Genomic DNA, 16,071 nt, shown 5'->3' on the forward strand with positions numbered 1-16,071 from the left:
GCTCAGAAACGCAAAAGCCCGCCAGTGGCGGGCTTCGGTGCTGCAATACCGGACGCAGACGGTTCGAATGGCGGGCGCGTGCTAGTGCGCCCGCGATCCTTACCTTACTGCCGCTGATAGATCTCAGCGCCTTTCTTCATGAACTCGATCGACTTCACTTCCATGCCTTTCTTCAGCGCGTCGTCGTCGGAGAGACCTTGTTGCGCGGCGAATTCGCGCACATCCTGCGTGATCTTCATCGAGCAGAAGTGCGGGCCGCACATCGAACAGAAGTGCGCGACCTTGGCCGAATCCTTCGGCAGGGTTTCGTCGTGGAATTCGCGTGCCTTGTCCGGGTCGAGACCGAGATTGAACTGGTCTTCCCAACGGAATTCGAAACGCGCCTTCGACAATGCGTTGTCACGCACCTGCGCGCCCGGATGGCCCTTCGCCAGATCGGCGGCGTGCGCGGCGAGCTTGTACGTGATGATGCCGGTCTTGACGTCGTCCTTGTTCGGCAGCCCAAGGTGTTCCTTCGGCGTGACGTAGCAGAGCATCGCCGTGCCGAACCAGCCGATCATCGCCGCGCCAATGCCCGAGGTGATGTGGTCGTAGCCCGGCGCGATGTCGGTCGTCAACGGTCCCAGCGTGTAGAACGGTGCTTCGTCACACCATTCCAGTTGCAGATCCATGTTCTCCTTGATCAACTGCATCGGCACGTGGCCGGGGCCTTCGATCATGGTTTGAACGTCGTGCTTCCACGCGATCTGCGTGAGCTCGCCGAGCGTCTTCAGTTCGCCGAGTTGCGCCTCGTCGTTGGCATCGTAGATCGAGCCGGGACGCAGGCCGTCGCCGAGCGAGAAGGCTACGTCGTACGCCTTCATGATTTCGCAGATGTCTTCGAAGTGCTCGTACAGGAAGCTTTCCTTGTGGTGAGCCAGGCACCACTTCGCCATGATCGAGCCGCCGCGCGAGACGATACCGGTCATGCGCTTCGCCGTCAGCGGCACGTATTGCAGACGCACGCCCGCGTGAATCGTGAAGTAGTCGACGCCTTGTTCCGCCTGTTCGATCAGCGTGTCGCGGAAGATTTCCCATGTCAGATCTTCGGCCTTGCCGTTGACCTTCTCCAAAGCCTGATAGATCGGCACCGTGCCGATCGGCACCGGCGAATTGCGGATGATCCACTCGCGCGTTTCGTGAATGTGCTTGCCGGTGGACAGATCCATCACCGTGTCGCCGCCCCAGCGGATCGCCCAAGTCATCTTGTCGACTTCTTCGCCGATGGAGGAGGTCACCGCCGAGTTGCCGATGTTCGCATTCACCTTCACGAGGAAGTTGCGGCCGATGATCATCGGCTCGCTTTCCGGGTGGTTGATGTTGTTCGGGATGATCGCGCGGCCGCGCGCAACTTCTTCGCGCACGAATTCCGCGGTGATTTCCTTCAGACCATCAGGACCGAATGCGCTCGCACCGAACGCCTGGCCCGGATGCTGGCGGCCCATCATCGCGGCGAGCTTTTCGCCGTTCGGACCGCTCGTCTTCAGGCTTTCCAGATACGCGGCGCGTTGCTGATTCTCGCGAATCGCGATGTATTCCATCTCCGGCGTGATGATGCCGCGACGCGCGTAGTGCATCTGCGAGACGTTCTTGCCGGCGATGGCGCGGCGCGGCGTGCGGTGCAGGCCTTTGAAACGCAGATCGGCAGTCGCGGTATCGGCGGCGCGTTCGCGGCTGAAGTCGCTCGAGAGACCCGTCAGCGCTTCGGTGTCGCCGCGCTCTTCGATCCAGGCTTGACGCAGCGCGGGCAGACCGGCGCGGATGTCGATCTTGGCTTCCGGATCGGAGTAGGGGCCCGACGTATCGTAGACGAAAACCGGCGGATTCTTCTCGCCGCCGAAGCTATCCGGCGTATCCGCCTGGGAAATTTCGCGCATCGGCACGCGGATATCGGGCCGCGAGCCGGTTACGTAGACCTTGCGGGAATTCGGCAGCGGCGCGACAGCGGCGGCATCGACGTGGGCGTCGGCGGAAAGGAACTTCGGGTTGGCGTTCATGCGTTATCTCCTCGGCATAGCAATGTGGGGCCGCTAAGCAGGAGACGAGACGGAAGTTGTCGGAATTCGCGAGAGATGAAACGGTAGACCAGGTGCGAAATCCGTACGCTTCCCTGCGCTGGCATTATCCAGATCAGGTTCAAAGGGTATTTCTCACCCACGCAACACGGACCTCCAACCTCCGCGCTACGCAGGACCCCCGCGTTAGCAGCGCACACGATACACCGCCCGGGCGCTGCTTGGCAACCCGTCTTGAAAAAGTCAGATGTCGGAGATAACGCCCGTCAGCCACGCACTATTCTTATTGTGATAGGGCTGCCGGGGATGATGCGGCGCAGCGTTCTGCGTCGTGAATGGCTTTGGCTTACAGCGTGAAATCGTCGGCGGCTTCGGGCTGAAACAGGATCTTTTCGAGCTTCAACACCTTCTCCGTGCCGCTCGGCGGCGTGAAGCGGATGCGCTCGCCGCGTTTGGCGCCGAGCAGTGCAAGACCGACCGGCGAAAACACGTTCAGGCGGCCGTGCGCGAAGTCCGCGTTGGGCGGATAGACAACGGTCCAGGTCATCTGCTCGCCACTGGTTTCATCGACCAGCGTGGCTTGCGAATTCATCGTGACGATGTTCGCGGGGATGTCGCGCGATTCGACGATCACAGCGCGCTCCAGGACGTCGTCGAGCATGTCTTGCAATTTGGTGTCAGCGCCGGGCGCGGCTGCGTGCTTTTCAAGACGAGCGACGTCGAGTTCGGTGAGGTAGCAGGTTTTCGTCTTTTTCATGACGGGTTCTCCAATTCGATCTGCATGTAAGGGGACAGCGTGCGGATGAGATCGGCCCGGAGCCCGACGACGCGGCCCCGGCAATGGAGGGGAAATGCGTCAGATCGGGCGCCGGGCGGCGAGAAGCGGGAGCGTTCGGGACGGCTGGCCGGCGTGTGGCGTCGCGATGTCCGCGCGCGCGCAGCCGGTTGCGCGGCGGGGGCGCAAACGGGTGAGGGCTCGGGAAAACGGAACGCGCATTGGGGTAGCCGGCAGAGTATGAAAAGTAGTGCGGGAGCGTCGGAAGGAAAGCTTGATCGACGCAATCGAAAGGTGAATGTTAGCACGGGCCGGGCGTCTCCTTAATCGCCGCTGGGAGGCGCCGTGGATATGCGTTGCGGCGTGTCGATTTCGCACGGGGTCGTTCAAGGCTGCCGTCGCGCTGCCGTTAATCCGCCTGTAGGGGCGGCCGTTGCCCAGCCGGGTGACCGGCGGTGGGCAGCGCGTCAATGGCGCGATGCTGTTTGAGACGGCTTAAGGAGAGGTGCTGATGAAAACGGGAATGGGGCGGTTTGAGGGGCTCAGCGCGGTCGCGGCGACGGCAACGCTGGTTGCGCTCGTTGCAGCGCCAATGCCGGCGGTGGCCGCGAATGGCGGAACGATCAGTTTTTCGGGCGCGATCGTGGCGCCGCAGCTGGAGATTTCGGTGGCGCCCGCCGGGGCGCGGGTCGATGCCAGGGGCGCGCGGCTCGATCAGTCGGGTTCAGCGGTCACGTTGACCTTTAGCGCTGAGCCGGGCGTGGCGACGGGCGCCGATGTCGCGCTTCAGGTGAATAGCGCCGCGACAGCGCGTAACGGTGACGCGCTGACTGAGCGTTTTGTCGACAGCCGCGGACGCGTGTTCCGTGCGGCTAGCGACGGCCACTACCGCGTTGGCCGCGACGGCGGCGTGTTGTCGCTCGCACCGAAGAATGCCGGGCAGGATACCCGGGTGACGGTTGTCGTGAGTTACGACTGAGACACCCTCCGCGGGGCGCTTTGGGGCGGTTCGCCCGCAAGCGTACAGACACACCGCGCCCCGGGGGGATAAACAGCATGGAACGGTCTCGACCGTAGGCGAACAACCCAGACAAAAATAAAAATTCAAAACCGGCTGTCATAAGCGGGCTTGTGGTTCGACAAACGTGCAGATTCCGATGGAGCACGCCATGCAAACCGCACGAACCCGCCGAGACAATCGGTATGTCACTCGCGCAATCGCGCTAGCCGTAGCGCTGACAACCCTCTTCGCCAGTGGCCTTGCAAGCGCAGCAGGCGCCGTGTGTGCGTCGCACAGCCCATCGCACCGCGTAGCGCTGGTGGAGCTCTACAGCAGCGAAGGCTGCAACAGCTGCCCGCCGGCCGACAACTGGCTGAGTCAGTGGAAAAACAGTGGTGCAAGCCAAAGCATCGTGCCGTTGGCGCTGCATGTGGACTACTGGAATAGCCTCGGTTGGACCGACCGTTTCTCGCAACATCGCTTTACTGAACGTCAGCAGACCCTCACCGACCTCGCCGGCGGCCACACCATCTATACGCCTGAAATCTTCGTATCAGGCCGCGAACTGCGCAGCTGGTCGCAACGCGACAGTTTCCAGAGCCGCATCGGCCAGGTCGTTGCCGAACCGGCGCAGGCGAACGTGGCGCTTGAACTGAAACCTCAGACGAAAGGCGCCTTCAATGTCGATGCGCAATTCACCAGCAAGTCGACAGGCACCACAGCTCCGCTGAATGCCTACGTCGCGGTCTACCAGAACGCGTTGAACTCGCAAGTCAGAGCCGGGGAAAACAGCGGCGCAACGCTGCATCACGAACGCGTCGTGCGGCAATGGATCGGACCCGTGCCGCTGGTCGCCGGTAACGCGCAAATCCGCCGCGATATCCGTATCGACGATGCCGATGCGAATGCTCCGGCGGATCACTTCGGCGTCGTCGCCTTTGTCGAAAACGCTGCGACCGGCGACGTGCTGCAAGTGGGCGAGCTCGCCACCTGCAATTGAGCGCGCGACGACCCCGCAGCGCTTCTCATTTCATTGGAGATTCTCATGGCCACCCCCCACGCTCTTAGCAAAACTGCGCCGCCTGTCATGCCGAAGAGCGGCACGATTCATCCGGTGTGGGTGCGCGTCACGCATTGGCTCAACGCACTCGCGGCCATCCTGATGATGCTGTCCGGCTGGCGCATCTATGACGCCTCGCCGATCTTCAAAGGCTTCACGTTTCCGCCGGCGCTCACGCTCGGCGGCTGGCTTGGCGGCGCGCTGCAGTGGCACTTCGCGGCGATGTGGCTGCTGGTCTTCAACGGTCTGCTGTATCTCGCGCTGAATCTGGCCAGCGGGCGCTTCGTGCGCAAGTTTCTGCCGGTCTCGCCGCGCGCCGTGCTGCACGACTTCATCGCCGCGCTGACCGGCAAGCTCTCGCACGCGGATCTGCGCGTCTACAACGCGGTGCAGAAATTCGCTTATCTGTTTGTTGTTTGCGATCTGATCGTGCTGGTGCTCTCGGGCCTCGCGATCTGGAAATCGGTGCAGTTTCCGCTGCTGCGCGAGTTGATGGGCGGCTACGACAACGCACGCATCGTCCACTTCTGCGCCATGTCGCTGATGGCTGCGTTTATTGCCGTGCATCTGGTGATGGTAGCCCTAGTGCCGCGCTCGCTGCTGGCGATGCTGCGCGGACGCTAGGCCGCGGATACACGGATAAGCGGACACGCCAAGCCTAAGGACATCGAATCATGACCCGACCCAATACACAACCCGATCGAAAGTTCGCCGCCATGCCTGACGATAAGCTCGACCGCGAATCGATCCTGATCGACGCCCGGCGCGAACTCGCGATGCCGTCGCGGCGCCTGTTCGGTAAACGGCTTCTGACGCTCGGCGGTCTGTCGATGCTGACGGGCTGCTCGCTCACCGACAACGATTCGGTCACCGCATTCCTGACGGCCGTGTCGCGCCTGAACGACCGCGCACAGGCCGCACTATTCGATCCGAAGCAGCTCGCGCCGACCTACACGGAAGCGCAAATCACGCGTCCGTTTCCGTTCAATGCGTTCTACGGTATCGACGACGTCCCCGATGTTGACCCCTCCGACTACAAGCTGAAGATCAGCGGCCTCGTCACCGGTCAGCGCGTCTGGACCTTGCCCGAGTTGTACGCGCTGCCGCATGCCGAGCAGATCACGCGGCATATCTGCGTGGAAGGGTGGAGCGCGATCGGCCGTTGGGGCGGCACGCCGTTTGCCGATTTTCTGCGGCGCATCGGTGCGGATACGAGCGCGAAGTACGTCGGCTTCAAATGCGCCGACGACTACTACGAAAGCATCGACATGCCGACCGCGCTGCATCCGCAAACGCTCCTGACCTTCGAATACGACGGCGAGCGATTGCCCGCGAAATACGGCTTCCCGATGAAGCTGCGCATGCCGACCAAGCTCGGCTACAAGAATCCGAAGCACATCGTCGAGATGTTCGTCACTAACACGTATCCCGGCGGCTATTGGGTCGACCAGGGCTACAACTGGTTCGGAGGCTCCTGACGCGCGCGGGTCGGCGCGTGCAATGCCGGACGCGCGACCCCGGGCGGCAGAAGCTTCGGAAGTACCCGGCGCAAGGTAGAAGCCAGAAGCCGGTTCAGGTTTATCCACTACAAAACGGAGTCATCCCATGAAAAAGTTCGCAATCGCAGCAATGGCCGTCGCCCTCCTGACCAGCGGCGGCGCCGCGTTCGCGCAGGCCAGCGGCGCAATGTCCAACGATGCAATGTCCAAGGACACGATGTCGAAGGATTCGATGTCCAAAGACACCATGTCGAAGGACAGCATGAAGAAGAACACGATGAAGCACGACAAGATGAAAAAGGGCAGCGACGCGATGGGCATGAAGCACGAAGCGTCGGGCGCCATGGCCAACTGAGCATTGCCAGCGATGCCGGTTGCATAGCTTGAGCGCCGGTGTCACAGGTGAGCCCAAAGCCGGGGATACGTCCCCGGCTTTTCTGTTGCAAGCACGCAAAAAAGTTACGATTCTTTCAGGCGACGCGGTGGGCGCTTACTGCATAATGCGATGCGCGCCCAACATTTGGCGTGTGTCAGCCGTGGCTCGATTCCCATCGATTGCCGCGGCGTTGTGGCCCCATTGGCCATCTATCGTCCTTCCGTTCCACCGACATGTCCGCCAGCCTCGCCCGTCAGACCGCATCGCCGATGCGGTGTCCGCCATCCCGTCACAGGGTCTTCAGCGGGGGCGCAGCACCTCGAGCGGCATGGGCGGTTTGAACGTATGGCGCCGCAACTCCCCAGCCGCTTTTCGCGTGGTTTCCCGCGTAGTTTTCCCATCCGTTTGCCGCAGTCCCGCAATGGACAGATCGCGCTCGCGCTCGCCGTCGTCTATCTCGTATGGGGTTCGACGTATCTCGCCGTGCACGTCGCGCTGGGTTCGTTTCCGCCCTTGCTGCTCTCCGGCTTGCGCAATCTGTTTGCCGGGATAGGGCTTTTCATCTTCGCGGCGCGCCGCAATCCGGTCTGGCCGAGTGCGGGTGAAATCCGCAATGCCGGTCTTGTCGGCACGATGCTGGTCGGCCTGTCGAGCGGCATGCTGGCCTACGGCATGCGCACGGTCGGCACCGGCACCGCAGCCGTGATGGTCGCGACCGTGCCGCTGTTCGCAACGGTGATCGCGGCGGTGGCGGGGCGCAAGATCGGCAGAGGCGAGTGGTTCGCAGTTGGCCTTGGGCTGGTGGGCATCGCGATCCTGAGTCACGGCGACACCGCGCCGGGATCGGCGGGCGGCAGTCTGGCGATCCTGTGCGGTGCGCTTTTCTGGGCCGGCGGCGCGCATCTGGCCGGGCGGCTGAAGCTGCCGTCGGACCTGTTTCTGTCGACGTCGCTGCAGATCGGCCTCGGTGGCGCGATGTCGACGATGGTCGCCTGGGTGTCCGGCGAGCGCATGATGGAAGTGCATTTTCTGCCGGTGCTGGCCTTCGTCTACCTGATGCTGGTCGGCACGATGACCGCCTACGTGGCGTACGGCTTTCTGATCCGGCATACGAGTCCGATCATCGCCAGCAGTTGCATGTACGTGAATCCGGTGGTGGCGGTGGCGCTCGGCGCGTTGTTGCTCGGCGAGCCGGTAACGCGTTCGACGGTCATCGCGACGATCGTGATTCTGGCCAGCGTGGGGCTGTCTTTCTGGTTCGATTACCGGAAGAAGGGGCTGGCTTAAGGAGGGCGGCGCGGCCGCCTCCGCTCTCCATTGCCACAGTGGCTCAGAGCGCCGCCGCTACCTCCGCACCCTCGCGAATCGCGCGTTTCGCATCCAGTTCGGTCGCGACCTTGGCGCCGCCGATCAGGTGATAGCGCGGAGCGTTTGAGTCGTTCGCACCATTCGCGCTGTTTTTCCTATCCGCAGTTTGTGCCGCCGTCTCCGGATGCAGATCGCGCAGCGATTCCTGTCCCGCGCACACGACGATCGTGTCCACTTCAAGCCATTCCTCGATCCCTTCACGCGCGATCTTCAATCCGCGTTCGCTGATCTCCTGGTACGACACGCCGCCGAGCATCTTCACGCCGTTTCTCGCCAGCGTCGCGCGATGCACCCAGCCGGAGGTCTTGCCGAGCGCCATACCGAGCTTGCCGGCCTTACGCTGCAGCAACCAGATCTCACGGAATGGCTCTGCCGGGGCCGGCGGTTTCAAACCACCGCGTTCCCTCACCGTAAGATCGACACCCCATTCATCGAGCCATGTATCGCGTGGCACGGGCAGAGGGTCGCCGGAACGATGCAGCAAAAACTCGCTGACATCGAAGCCGATCCCGCCCGCACCGATCACCGCGACGCGGCGTCCCACTGGCGCACCGCGCAGCACATCCACATAAGACAGCACGTTAGGCCCGTTAATGCCGGCGATTGCCGGGCTCCGCGGCACGATGCCCGTGGCGATGATCACATCGTCGTAACCGCCTGCCGCGAGCAGAGCGGGATCGACGCGCGTATCGAGGCGCACGTCGACGCGATGCCGTTCCAACTGGCTCTGAAAATAGCGGATCGTTTCACTGAACTCTTCCTTGCCCGGCACGCGCATCGCCAGATTGAACTGGCCGCCGATGGTTGCGCTCGCATCGAATAAGGTCACGCGATGCCCGCGTGAGGCCGCGACGGTCGCCGCGGAAAGTCCCGCCGGACCCGCGCCGACCACGGCAACCGAACGCGCGGCTTGTGAGCCCGAGACCGGCCGGTAGATCAACTCGGTTTCGCGCCCCGCACGGGGGTTTACGAGACAACTTGCACGCTGGTTCTTGAACGTGTGATCGAGGCAGGCCTGATTGCAGGCGATACAGGTGTTGATTTCGCGCGCGCGTCCTTCAGCGGTTTTCAGCACGAACTCGGGGTCGGCGAGAAGCGGCCTTGCCATCGACACCAGATCGCCCGCTCCCTGAGCGAGCAGTTCTTCGGCGACCTCGGGCGTGTTGATGCGGTTCGACACGATCACCGGCACCTTGACCGCCGCCTTCAGCCGCGCGCTCAATGCAGCGAAGGCAGCACGCGGCACTGAGGTCACGATAGTCGGCACCCGCGCTTCGTGCCAGCCGATTCCCGTGTTGAACATCGTGACGCCGGCGGCTTCGAGCGCCTGGGCGACCTGCACGGTTTCTTCCCACGTGTTGCCGCCTTCGACCAGATCGATCAGCGAGAGCCGGTACACCACGATAAAGCGTTCGCCGCACACCGCGCGCACGCGCTCGACAATCTCGCGCGCGAGCCGCATGCGGTTCTCGATGCTGCCGCCGTAGCGGTCGGTGCGCTGGTTCGTACGCGGACAGAGGAACTGGTTGAGCAGATAGCCTTCGCTGCCCATGATCTCGATGCCGTCGTAACCGGCGCGCTGGGCAAGGCGCGCGCAGCGGGCATAGTCGCGCACGGTCCGCGCAATGCCGGCTTCGGTGAGCGCGCGCGGTTTGAACTTCGAGATCGGCGACTTGAGCGCCGAGGCCGACACGACGAAAGGCTGATACCCATAGCGGCCCGCATGCAGGATCTGCAACGCGATCTTGCCGCCTTCGGCATGCACGGCCTCGGTCAGCAAGCGGTGATTGCGCAGATCGAACACCGAGTTCAGCGTGCCGCCGAAGGGCAGCAGCCAGCCTTGCCGGTTCGGCGAGATGCCGCCCGTGACGATCAGACCGACGCCGCCTTTCGCGCGCTCACGGAAATACTCGGCCAGTTTCGGGTAATTCCAGAAGCGATCCTCCATGCCGGTATGCATCGAACCCATTACCACGCGATTGCGCAAGCGGGTAAAGCCGAGGTCGAGTTCAGCGAGTAAGTGTTGGTAAGACATGCAGGGGACCGTGTAAGTATGGTTGTGCGCGAACAATACACCGCGAAACGTGCCAACCCTCCGAGGAAAAATTCTAATCCGCGCAACGCGTTGCTCCGTAAGCCATTCGTCTGATGCCGGAAGCCCTATCGAACCCGCGGCACACGCATTGCTGAGTTCGAGCGTCCATCGACACGGACCACGCCGCTCACCAGCACGGGCGCGACGTGCAGCAGGGAGAGGGAGGGGGCGCTTCATTTCGGAGAGCCAGCCTGGAGCCGTTCTAACGACCAACGAACAAGGTTTCCAGGCGGCGCGATGTCCGAGGCCGGGCGCTCGCAAATTAACGGCTCGAGAGCCCAACATCGATATAGGTGGAACACAATGAAAACGATCCGAACCATGGCGGCTGTGGCCGCTGTTGCATCTGTCCTTGCCGCATGCGGTGGGAGCGGCAGCGACGTAGGCAAGGAACTCGGTCTGACGAATCCGGAGATCCATTTCATCCACGCAATTCCTGGCGGGCCAGCAGTGGACTTTCTCGTGAACGGTACCGCACCTTCGGGACAGACGAACATCAGCTATAAGGGCGTAACGAACCTCACCAACATCAACACGGGTTCAACCTCCGTCGCGTACTCGAACACTGGCACGACGACCGCGTTGGCGAGCGGTAACTTCCCCGACGTTGCGAAGGGCCATGAATACACGGTGCTGGCTCTGCCGGGTGCGACAGCGCCGGATATCGGCCTGATCGACGATCCGTTCGACAAGGGGCTGCTCTCGAATAGCGCGCGCCTGCGCGGCTTCAATGCATCGGCTAACGCGACCAATCTCGACCTGTATCTGGTTCAGTCGACCAGCACTGACATCAGCAATGTCAGCCCGACGATGGCGGGCGTGTCGTTCAAGAACGCGGTGCCGGCAAGCGGCCAGGATTCGATCTATGTGTCCGGCGGCCAGTACGTGTTGATCGCGACGGTGGCGGGCAGCAAGACGCCGATCTTCCAGTCGTCGGCTTTCTCGCTGTCGAACAACGCCGACTGGCTGGTGACGTCGGTGCCGATCGCCGGAGCGCTGAGCCAACTCGTGCCGGGGCAGATCCATCTGCTGATCGCACAGAACGGCAACACCGGCACGCCGAGCGTCGAGCTGACGAACACGCTGACGGGTCAATAAGCTCGCGAACCAGCATGCGTGCATAGCAGTCGATAGATACGATAAGCGACAGTCTCAGGGAGGACAGAGCGGCGATCCACGCAAGTGGATCGCCGTTTTGTTTCGTTTGCGGAGCCGACTATAAAAAAAGCCCGCCGCGGTTTCCCGCGACGGGCTGTGGAATTCCTTCATGGCAGGGCGCCGTGAGGCGCCGCGCAGTCGATGCGTTGCCGCTAACTTACTTGGCTTGCTCGGCCGAATTCGTGATGGCGTTGCCACCCTTCGAAATATCCTGCCCCGCTCCCGCCATCGTGTTGCAACCGGCGAGCGCAGCCGTCCCTGCAATGAGAAGCAAAGCGATCAGTCGATTCATGAAAGTTCTCCTTGTCGAGAATGCATCGGTTGACGTGCCCATCCTGTACGGCACGCGCTAGCCCGGCTAGCTGTCGTCCGACCGGGGCTTACGCCAGTCGATCCGGTCTGATTGCATGTTAAAAAAAGGGCGGAGGCGGCGCTGTCGGTTGCGCTGCGATTTTGTTGTAGGCGTGCTCCGGTGTTTGCGTCGGCGCAGTCCTACACCGGCTATTGCAATGTGCCGCAAAGCCCTGCTAGACGGCTGTTCGCGACGGGGTCGACGGCGGCAGATCCACTGACGGCGTGGCCGTGCTGACACTCGGCATCACCACATGGATGTCGGTGCCATTCGGCGCGCCGCGCTGGATATCGAAGCGCCCGCCATGCGCGGCAACCCGCTGGCGCATGCCGAGCAGCCCATGGGTGTGCGTGCGCTGCAGATCGGCGGGCGTGATGCCGACGCCGTTGTCCGCGATACGCAGTGCCACCTCGCCGTCGCCGACCTGCAAGGCGATCGACACCTTCGAGGCCCGTGCATACTTGGCGGCGTTCGTGAGCGACTCCTGCGCGACGCGAAAGAGCGCGATTTCGGTTTGCTCGTCGAGCTGGATATCGTCGGCGGGCAAGTGCGATTCGAGCGTCCAGTTGTTGCGCTGCGCGGCTTCATCGGCAAGCGTGCGCAAGGCAGTGACGAGCCCGAAGTTCGCCAGCACGGTGGGCCGCATGTCTTCGATGATGCGGCGCTTCAGCGCAATGCCCTGGTCGAGATTGGCGAGCGCGCGCTTGAGTTTCTCGGAGATGTCCGGGGCACTGTCCTTCAGTTTGCGGTTGGCCCAGGCCACATCCATTTTGCTCGCAGTCAGAATGGCGCCGAGTTCGTCGTGCAGTTCGCGCGCGAGCTGCGTCTTTTCGTTTTCGCTGACGGCCTGCAAGTGCCAGCCGAGCGCCTCGAGCTGACGCGTGCGTTCGTTGACAAGCTGGTCGAGCTCTTCCTGTTGCGTGATCAGTTGACGCTGCACGCGCGCCTGCCGGTTCATCTGGATGCCGAGATTGCGAAACAGCAGGATGAACAGCACGATGTTGAGCGCGGACAGCGCCGCCGCGCACAGCGTGGAGATACGCTGGTCGGCCCGGCTTGCGTCGAGCGCGTGCTGCGCGCGGCGCTCCTCGTTGTCGCGCAGCAGCGTGAGCGTGCTGTCGACCAGTGTGGCATCCGCCGGATTGGCCTCGCCGGCACTGCCGCAGGCGGAGAGATCAAGCGAATTCGTTGTCGCGCGTTGCAATGCAGCAGCGCCCGCGCCGATGCGCGCGTCGATCAGCGCGACGATCTGGGTGAAGCTCGCGAGCTCGGCGCTGTCCGCCTTGCCACCGCGGTAAAACCGGCTTAGCTGCTGTTCGTTCTGCCGTATCTGTACGGCGGTTGCGCAAAAGCCTTGAGCAGATGAATCCTGCTTCGTCAGAAGAAAATCGCTTTGGTGAGCGTTGAGGCGGGATAGCTGGCTTGCGAGCGTGCTCAATTGAACCGTGACGTCGCGCGCTTCGAGTGCCGTTTCGTATTCAGCGGCAATGCGTTGGCGCGCGGTTTCGAGAATCACGAGCCCGCCCACGGTGATGACGATTGCCACGGTCATCGCGATGGCCCAACTGCGATTGCGCATCCAGTCGCCCAGCCGCACGGTGGCCCCTGATTTATGCGTGTTCGACACGTTCAGCACTTTTGGCTCCTGAGGTGAGCATCAGTGTAACGCCCGCCGGGCTCGGCGATGGAGCAGGCGGCGTAACGCCGCCGTAATCCCGTGTAAGCGGATTCTCACACGAAAAACGGAGCACGTCGGAATGCGCCCAGCGTCGACGATCGATAGGATGAACCTGATCGTTCATTGACTGATTCTGGAGGAAGCCATCATGTTGAAATGGGCATTGTTCTTCGCCGTCGTGGCGGTGATCGCCGGCCTGCTTGGCTTTACCGGCGTAGCTGCGGGCGCAGCGGTGATCGCAAAGTTCCTGTTTATGGTGTTCGTGATTCTGTGCGTGGTGTTCCTCGTGTTCGGCTTCGTAGTCACGAAGAAGGTCGTCGATTAGCGCCGTTCGATGAGGCGCTTGCGTGCTGTTCCCGCCGGTTGTGAGGGAGCGCTTCGCTTCGGGTTCGCCTCAGAGTTTCTTGATGCAGATACCAACAAGGAGAGTCGCCATGCTTCACTATGCCATCGTCTTTTTCGTGATTGCGATCATCGCAGCCGTGTTCGGTTTTACCGGAATCGCCGCGGGTGCGGCCGAAATCGCGAAGATCCTGTTCTACATCTTCCTTGTCGTGTTCGTGGTCACGCTGCTGCTCGGCGTATTCCGAACGTAGACGAATGCGCCTTCCTTAAACGGGCGTATCAGGCGCGATTCGTGCGGGATACGCAGTTCCCCCAACAGCGGATAAAGGAGAATCTAAATGGCGAAGGTTTCTGGCGCTCAAAGCGCAGCATCTCAATCCAACGGATCGTTCGTGATGGACATCAAAAAGATCCGTGAAGACGCCCGCAAGCATATGTCGGATGGTCCGGTCACGCAAAGCTACGGTGCGGACCGTGAGACGGTGCTGAAACTGCTCAACGATTCGCTGGCCACTGAAATCGTCTGCGTGCTGCGTTATAAACGGCATCACTTCATGGCCAAGGGCATCAACTCCGAGGGCGTGGCGGCGGAATTCGCGGCGCATGCAGCGGAGGAGCAGGAGCACGCCGACCGCATCGCCGAGCGTATCGTGCAGCTTGGCGGCGAGCCGGATTTTGCACCGGAGGGCCTGAAGACGCGCTCGCATTCGGAATATAAGGAAGGCAGTAATCTGACGGACATGATTCGCGAAAACCTGATTGCCGAGCGTATTGCAATCGATACGTATCGTGAGATCGTGCATTATCTCGGCGAGAAGGACGTGACGACGCGCCGGCTGTTTGAAGAAATTCTTGCTGTCGAAGAGGAGCACGCCGATGATATGGCGGACCTGCTTGACGGCCGCGAGTAGGCGAGGTTGAGAAGTGGAGTCGGGCAGCGGACGTCGAAAGGCGTCCGCTGCCCGCGCCGGTATGGTTCGATGCACCGCTACGCTGTGCACATCGGTCTTCGGCAAAGACGGTGCCGGAGATCATTACAATGTCTGCTTTGGAGCAATCCTGTAGCACGGACGCCAAACTGATGATTCGAGTGCTGATAGCTGACGACCATGCGATCGTCCGAGGTGGTTTCCGGCAGTTCGTCGCTGACGAGCCGGACATGTGCGTCGCGGCCGAAGCCTCGACCGGCGACGAAACCATCAGCCTTGTGCGGGAGCAGGCGTTCGACGTGGTGTTGCTCGACATCGCGATGCCGGACAAGAACGGCATCGACACGTTACGTGTGATCAGACAGGTGCGCCCGGAGCAGGGCGTACTGATTCTGTCGGGCTATCCGGAGAGCCAATACGCGATCAACCTGCTGCGCGCGGGCGCCAACGGCTACCTGAATAAAGACTGCGAGCCCGAGGAGATTGTGCGGGCGATCCGCGCGGTGGCGCGCGGGCATCGTTATCTGTCTGAGGCCGTCGCCGACACGCTGGCCGACAACCTCGACAAGCCGGCGGTGGGACGACCCCACGAAGCACTCTCGGAGCGCGAGTTCCAGATATTCTGCAAGCTCGCAGCGGGACAGATTCCGACCGACATTGCGGAGGAATTGCATTTGTCGGTGAAGACCGTGAGTACTTATCGGGCTCGCGTGCTGGAGAAGATGCGGTTGGCGAACAATGCCGATCTGACTTATTACGCGATCAAGAACGGCTTGATCGAATAATGAACGATCGAGATACACCGATGAACAGCGAATCGAACATTGATGCAGGAGTAGCCAATCGCGCGCCGTTGCGCGTGCTGCTGATCGAGGATTCGCCGCTGATACGCAGGAGTCTCGTCGAGGCCATCGATGCATCGGGTTTGCTGCAGGTGGCCGCATATGCGGATTCGGCTGATCAGGCGATTGCCTTGTTGAGCGATGAGGCTTTTGATGCGGTGATTGTGGACTTGCAGTTGAAGCAGGGCTCGGGGGTGCCGGTGCTCGCTTATCTGCAGCGCGAGGGAATGGTCGAGTCGATTTTCGCTGCGGTGTTGACGAATCATGCGTTGCCGGCTTATCGGGAGCGCTGTGAACAATATGGCGTTCGGCACTTCTATGACAAGTCGTTCGAGTTTGATCGGGTGATCGATGCTCTGCATGAGTATGCTTTTGCGCGGGGCGCTGGGTGATGGGCTTGTTTTGTGGGGCGTTTTTTGTCGGTGTTCGTAGGGCTTTGGGCTTTCCTTGTTCTGGCTTTGGTGCCTTTCCTTGTATTGTTAGTGGTCTATTAGTGTTGCCCCTGTGCGGGGCGGCACTTACTTTCTTTGCCGCCGCAAA

General features: G+C 61.9%; 17 protein-coding genes and 1 riboswitch. Of the genes, 12 read left to right on the top strand and 5 right to left on the bottom strand.

Features of this window, described 5'->3' with window-relative positions:
* Window positions 1-104: 104 nt before the first annotated feature.
* Window positions 105-2,036, bottom strand: a complete 1,932-nt coding sequence (thiC, locus tag KHO30_RS38660) for a phosphomethylpyrimidine synthase ThiC (RefSeq protein ID WP_200576432.1) — start codon at window positions 2,034-2,036, stop codon at window positions 105-107.
* A gap of 92 nt (window positions 2,037-2,128) precedes the next feature.
* Window positions 2,129-2,247, bottom strand: a riboswitch (TPP riboswitch).
* 153 nt (window positions 2,248-2,400) lie between these two features.
* Window positions 2,401-2,811, bottom strand: a complete 411-nt coding sequence (locus tag KHO30_RS38665) for a GreA/GreB family elongation factor (protein ID WP_200651121.1) — start codon at window positions 2,809-2,811, stop codon at window positions 2,401-2,403.
* A gap of 529 nt (window positions 2,812-3,340) precedes the next feature.
* On the opposite strand from KHO30_RS38665, the gene KHO30_RS38670 reads away from it, so the two are divergent.
* The 6 genes from KHO30_RS38670 (at window position 3,341) to KHO30_RS38695 (ending at window position 8,051) form a co-directional block, all read left to right on the top strand.
* Window positions 3,341-3,808 carry a hypothetical protein gene (locus KHO30_RS38670; protein ID WP_244864246.1) on the top strand — a complete coding sequence of 156 codons (468 nt, stop codon included), beginning with the start codon at window positions 3,341-3,343 and terminating at the stop codon, window positions 3,806-3,808.
* 190 nt (window positions 3,809-3,998) lie between these two features.
* Window positions 3,999-4,829, top strand: coding sequence for a DUF1223 domain-containing protein (locus KHO30_RS38675; RefSeq protein WP_200622254.1), 831 nt, complete (start codon window positions 3,999-4,001; stop codon window positions 4,827-4,829).
* 45 nt (window positions 4,830-4,874) lie between these two features.
* Window positions 4,875-5,513: a cytochrome b/b6 domain-containing protein gene (locus KHO30_RS38680; RefSeq protein ID WP_200651123.1), complete on the top strand. Its 639-nt coding sequence runs from the start codon at window positions 4,875-4,877 to the stop codon at window positions 5,511-5,513.
* A gap of 50 nt (window positions 5,514-5,563) precedes the next feature.
* Window positions 5,564-6,367 (top strand): molybdopterin-dependent oxidoreductase, encoded by an 804-nt coding sequence (locus KHO30_RS38685; protein WP_234487119.1) that lies wholly within the window; start codon window positions 5,564-5,566, stop codon window positions 6,365-6,367.
* A 127-nt stretch (window positions 6,368-6,494) separates the two neighbouring features.
* Window positions 6,495-6,743: a pentapeptide MXKDX repeat protein gene (locus KHO30_RS38690; RefSeq protein ID WP_054039770.1), complete on the top strand. Its 249-nt coding sequence runs from the start codon at window positions 6,495-6,497 to the stop codon at window positions 6,741-6,743.
* Window positions 6,744-7,109: 366 nt separating this feature from the next.
* Window positions 7,110-8,051, top strand: coding sequence for an EamA family transporter (locus KHO30_RS38695; RefSeq protein WP_200622250.1), 942 nt, complete (start codon window positions 7,110-7,112; stop codon window positions 8,049-8,051).
* 43 nt (window positions 8,052-8,094) lie between these two features.
* On the opposite strand, the gene KHO30_RS38700 is transcribed toward KHO30_RS38695, so the two are convergent.
* Window positions 8,095-10,167: an NADPH-dependent 2,4-dienoyl-CoA reductase gene (locus KHO30_RS38700; RefSeq protein ID WP_211704054.1), complete on the bottom strand. Its 2,073-nt coding sequence runs from the start codon at window positions 10,165-10,167 to the stop codon at window positions 8,095-8,097.
* Window positions 10,168-10,530: 363 nt separating this feature from the next.
* Between KHO30_RS38700 and KHO30_RS38705 the strand changes: the two genes are divergently transcribed.
* Window positions 10,531-11,325 carry a DUF4397 domain-containing protein gene (locus KHO30_RS38705; RefSeq protein WP_200651125.1) on the top strand — a complete coding sequence of 265 codons (795 nt, stop codon included), beginning with the start codon at window positions 10,531-10,533 and terminating at the stop codon, window positions 11,323-11,325.
* Between the two features lie 217 nt (window positions 11,326-11,542).
* Here KHO30_RS38705 and KHO30_RS38710 read toward each other — a convergent pair whose 3' ends face one another.
* A complete protein-coding gene (locus KHO30_RS38710; protein WP_012433647.1) occupies window positions 11,543-11,677 on the bottom strand; it encodes an entericidin A/B family lipoprotein in 135 nt (44 codons plus the stop codon).
* Window positions 11,678-11,912: 235 nt separating this feature from the next.
* Window positions 11,913-13,316, bottom strand: a complete 1,404-nt coding sequence (locus tag KHO30_RS38715) for a sensor histidine kinase (RefSeq protein ID WP_234489194.1) — start codon at window positions 13,314-13,316, stop codon at window positions 11,913-11,915.
* 247 nt (window positions 13,317-13,563) lie between these two features.
* Between KHO30_RS38715 and KHO30_RS38720 the strand changes: the two genes are divergently transcribed.
* The 5 genes from KHO30_RS38720 to KHO30_RS38740 all read left to right on the top strand — a co-directional run bounded on the left by KHO30_RS38720 (window position 13,564) and on the right by KHO30_RS38740 (window position 15,923).
* A complete protein-coding gene (locus tag KHO30_RS38720; protein ID WP_211704055.1) occupies window positions 13,564-13,740 on the top strand; it encodes a DUF1328 domain-containing protein in 177 nt (58 codons plus the stop codon).
* Between the two features lie 109 nt (window positions 13,741-13,849).
* The gene (locus KHO30_RS38725) at window positions 13,850-14,011 is read left to right on the top strand and encodes a DUF1328 domain-containing protein (RefSeq protein WP_006052455.1); all 162 of its coding nucleotides are present in this window, start codon (window positions 13,850-13,852) and stop codon (window positions 14,009-14,011) included.
* 87 nt (window positions 14,012-14,098) lie between these two features.
* On the top strand, window positions 14,099-14,671 hold the full coding sequence (locus KHO30_RS38730; RefSeq protein ID WP_211704056.1) for a ferritin-like domain-containing protein: 573 nt from the start codon (window positions 14,099-14,101) through the stop codon (window positions 14,669-14,671).
* A 170-nt stretch (window positions 14,672-14,841) separates the two neighbouring features.
* Window positions 14,842-15,474 (top strand): response regulator, encoded by a 633-nt coding sequence (locus KHO30_RS38735; protein ID WP_054039761.1) that lies wholly within the window; start codon window positions 14,842-14,844, stop codon window positions 15,472-15,474.
* Window positions 15,474-15,923, top strand: a complete 450-nt coding sequence (locus tag KHO30_RS38740; RefSeq protein ID WP_425312946.1) for a response regulator — start codon at window positions 15,474-15,476, stop codon at window positions 15,921-15,923. Before KHO30_RS38735 ends, KHO30_RS38740 begins: the two co-directional genes overlap by 1 nt.
* Window positions 15,924-16,071: the final 148 nt, after the last annotated feature.

This window comes from Paraburkholderia aspalathi, assembly GCF_905220735.1.
GTDB lineage: Bacteria > Pseudomonadota > Gammaproteobacteria > Burkholderiales > Burkholderiaceae > Paraburkholderia > Paraburkholderia aspalathi.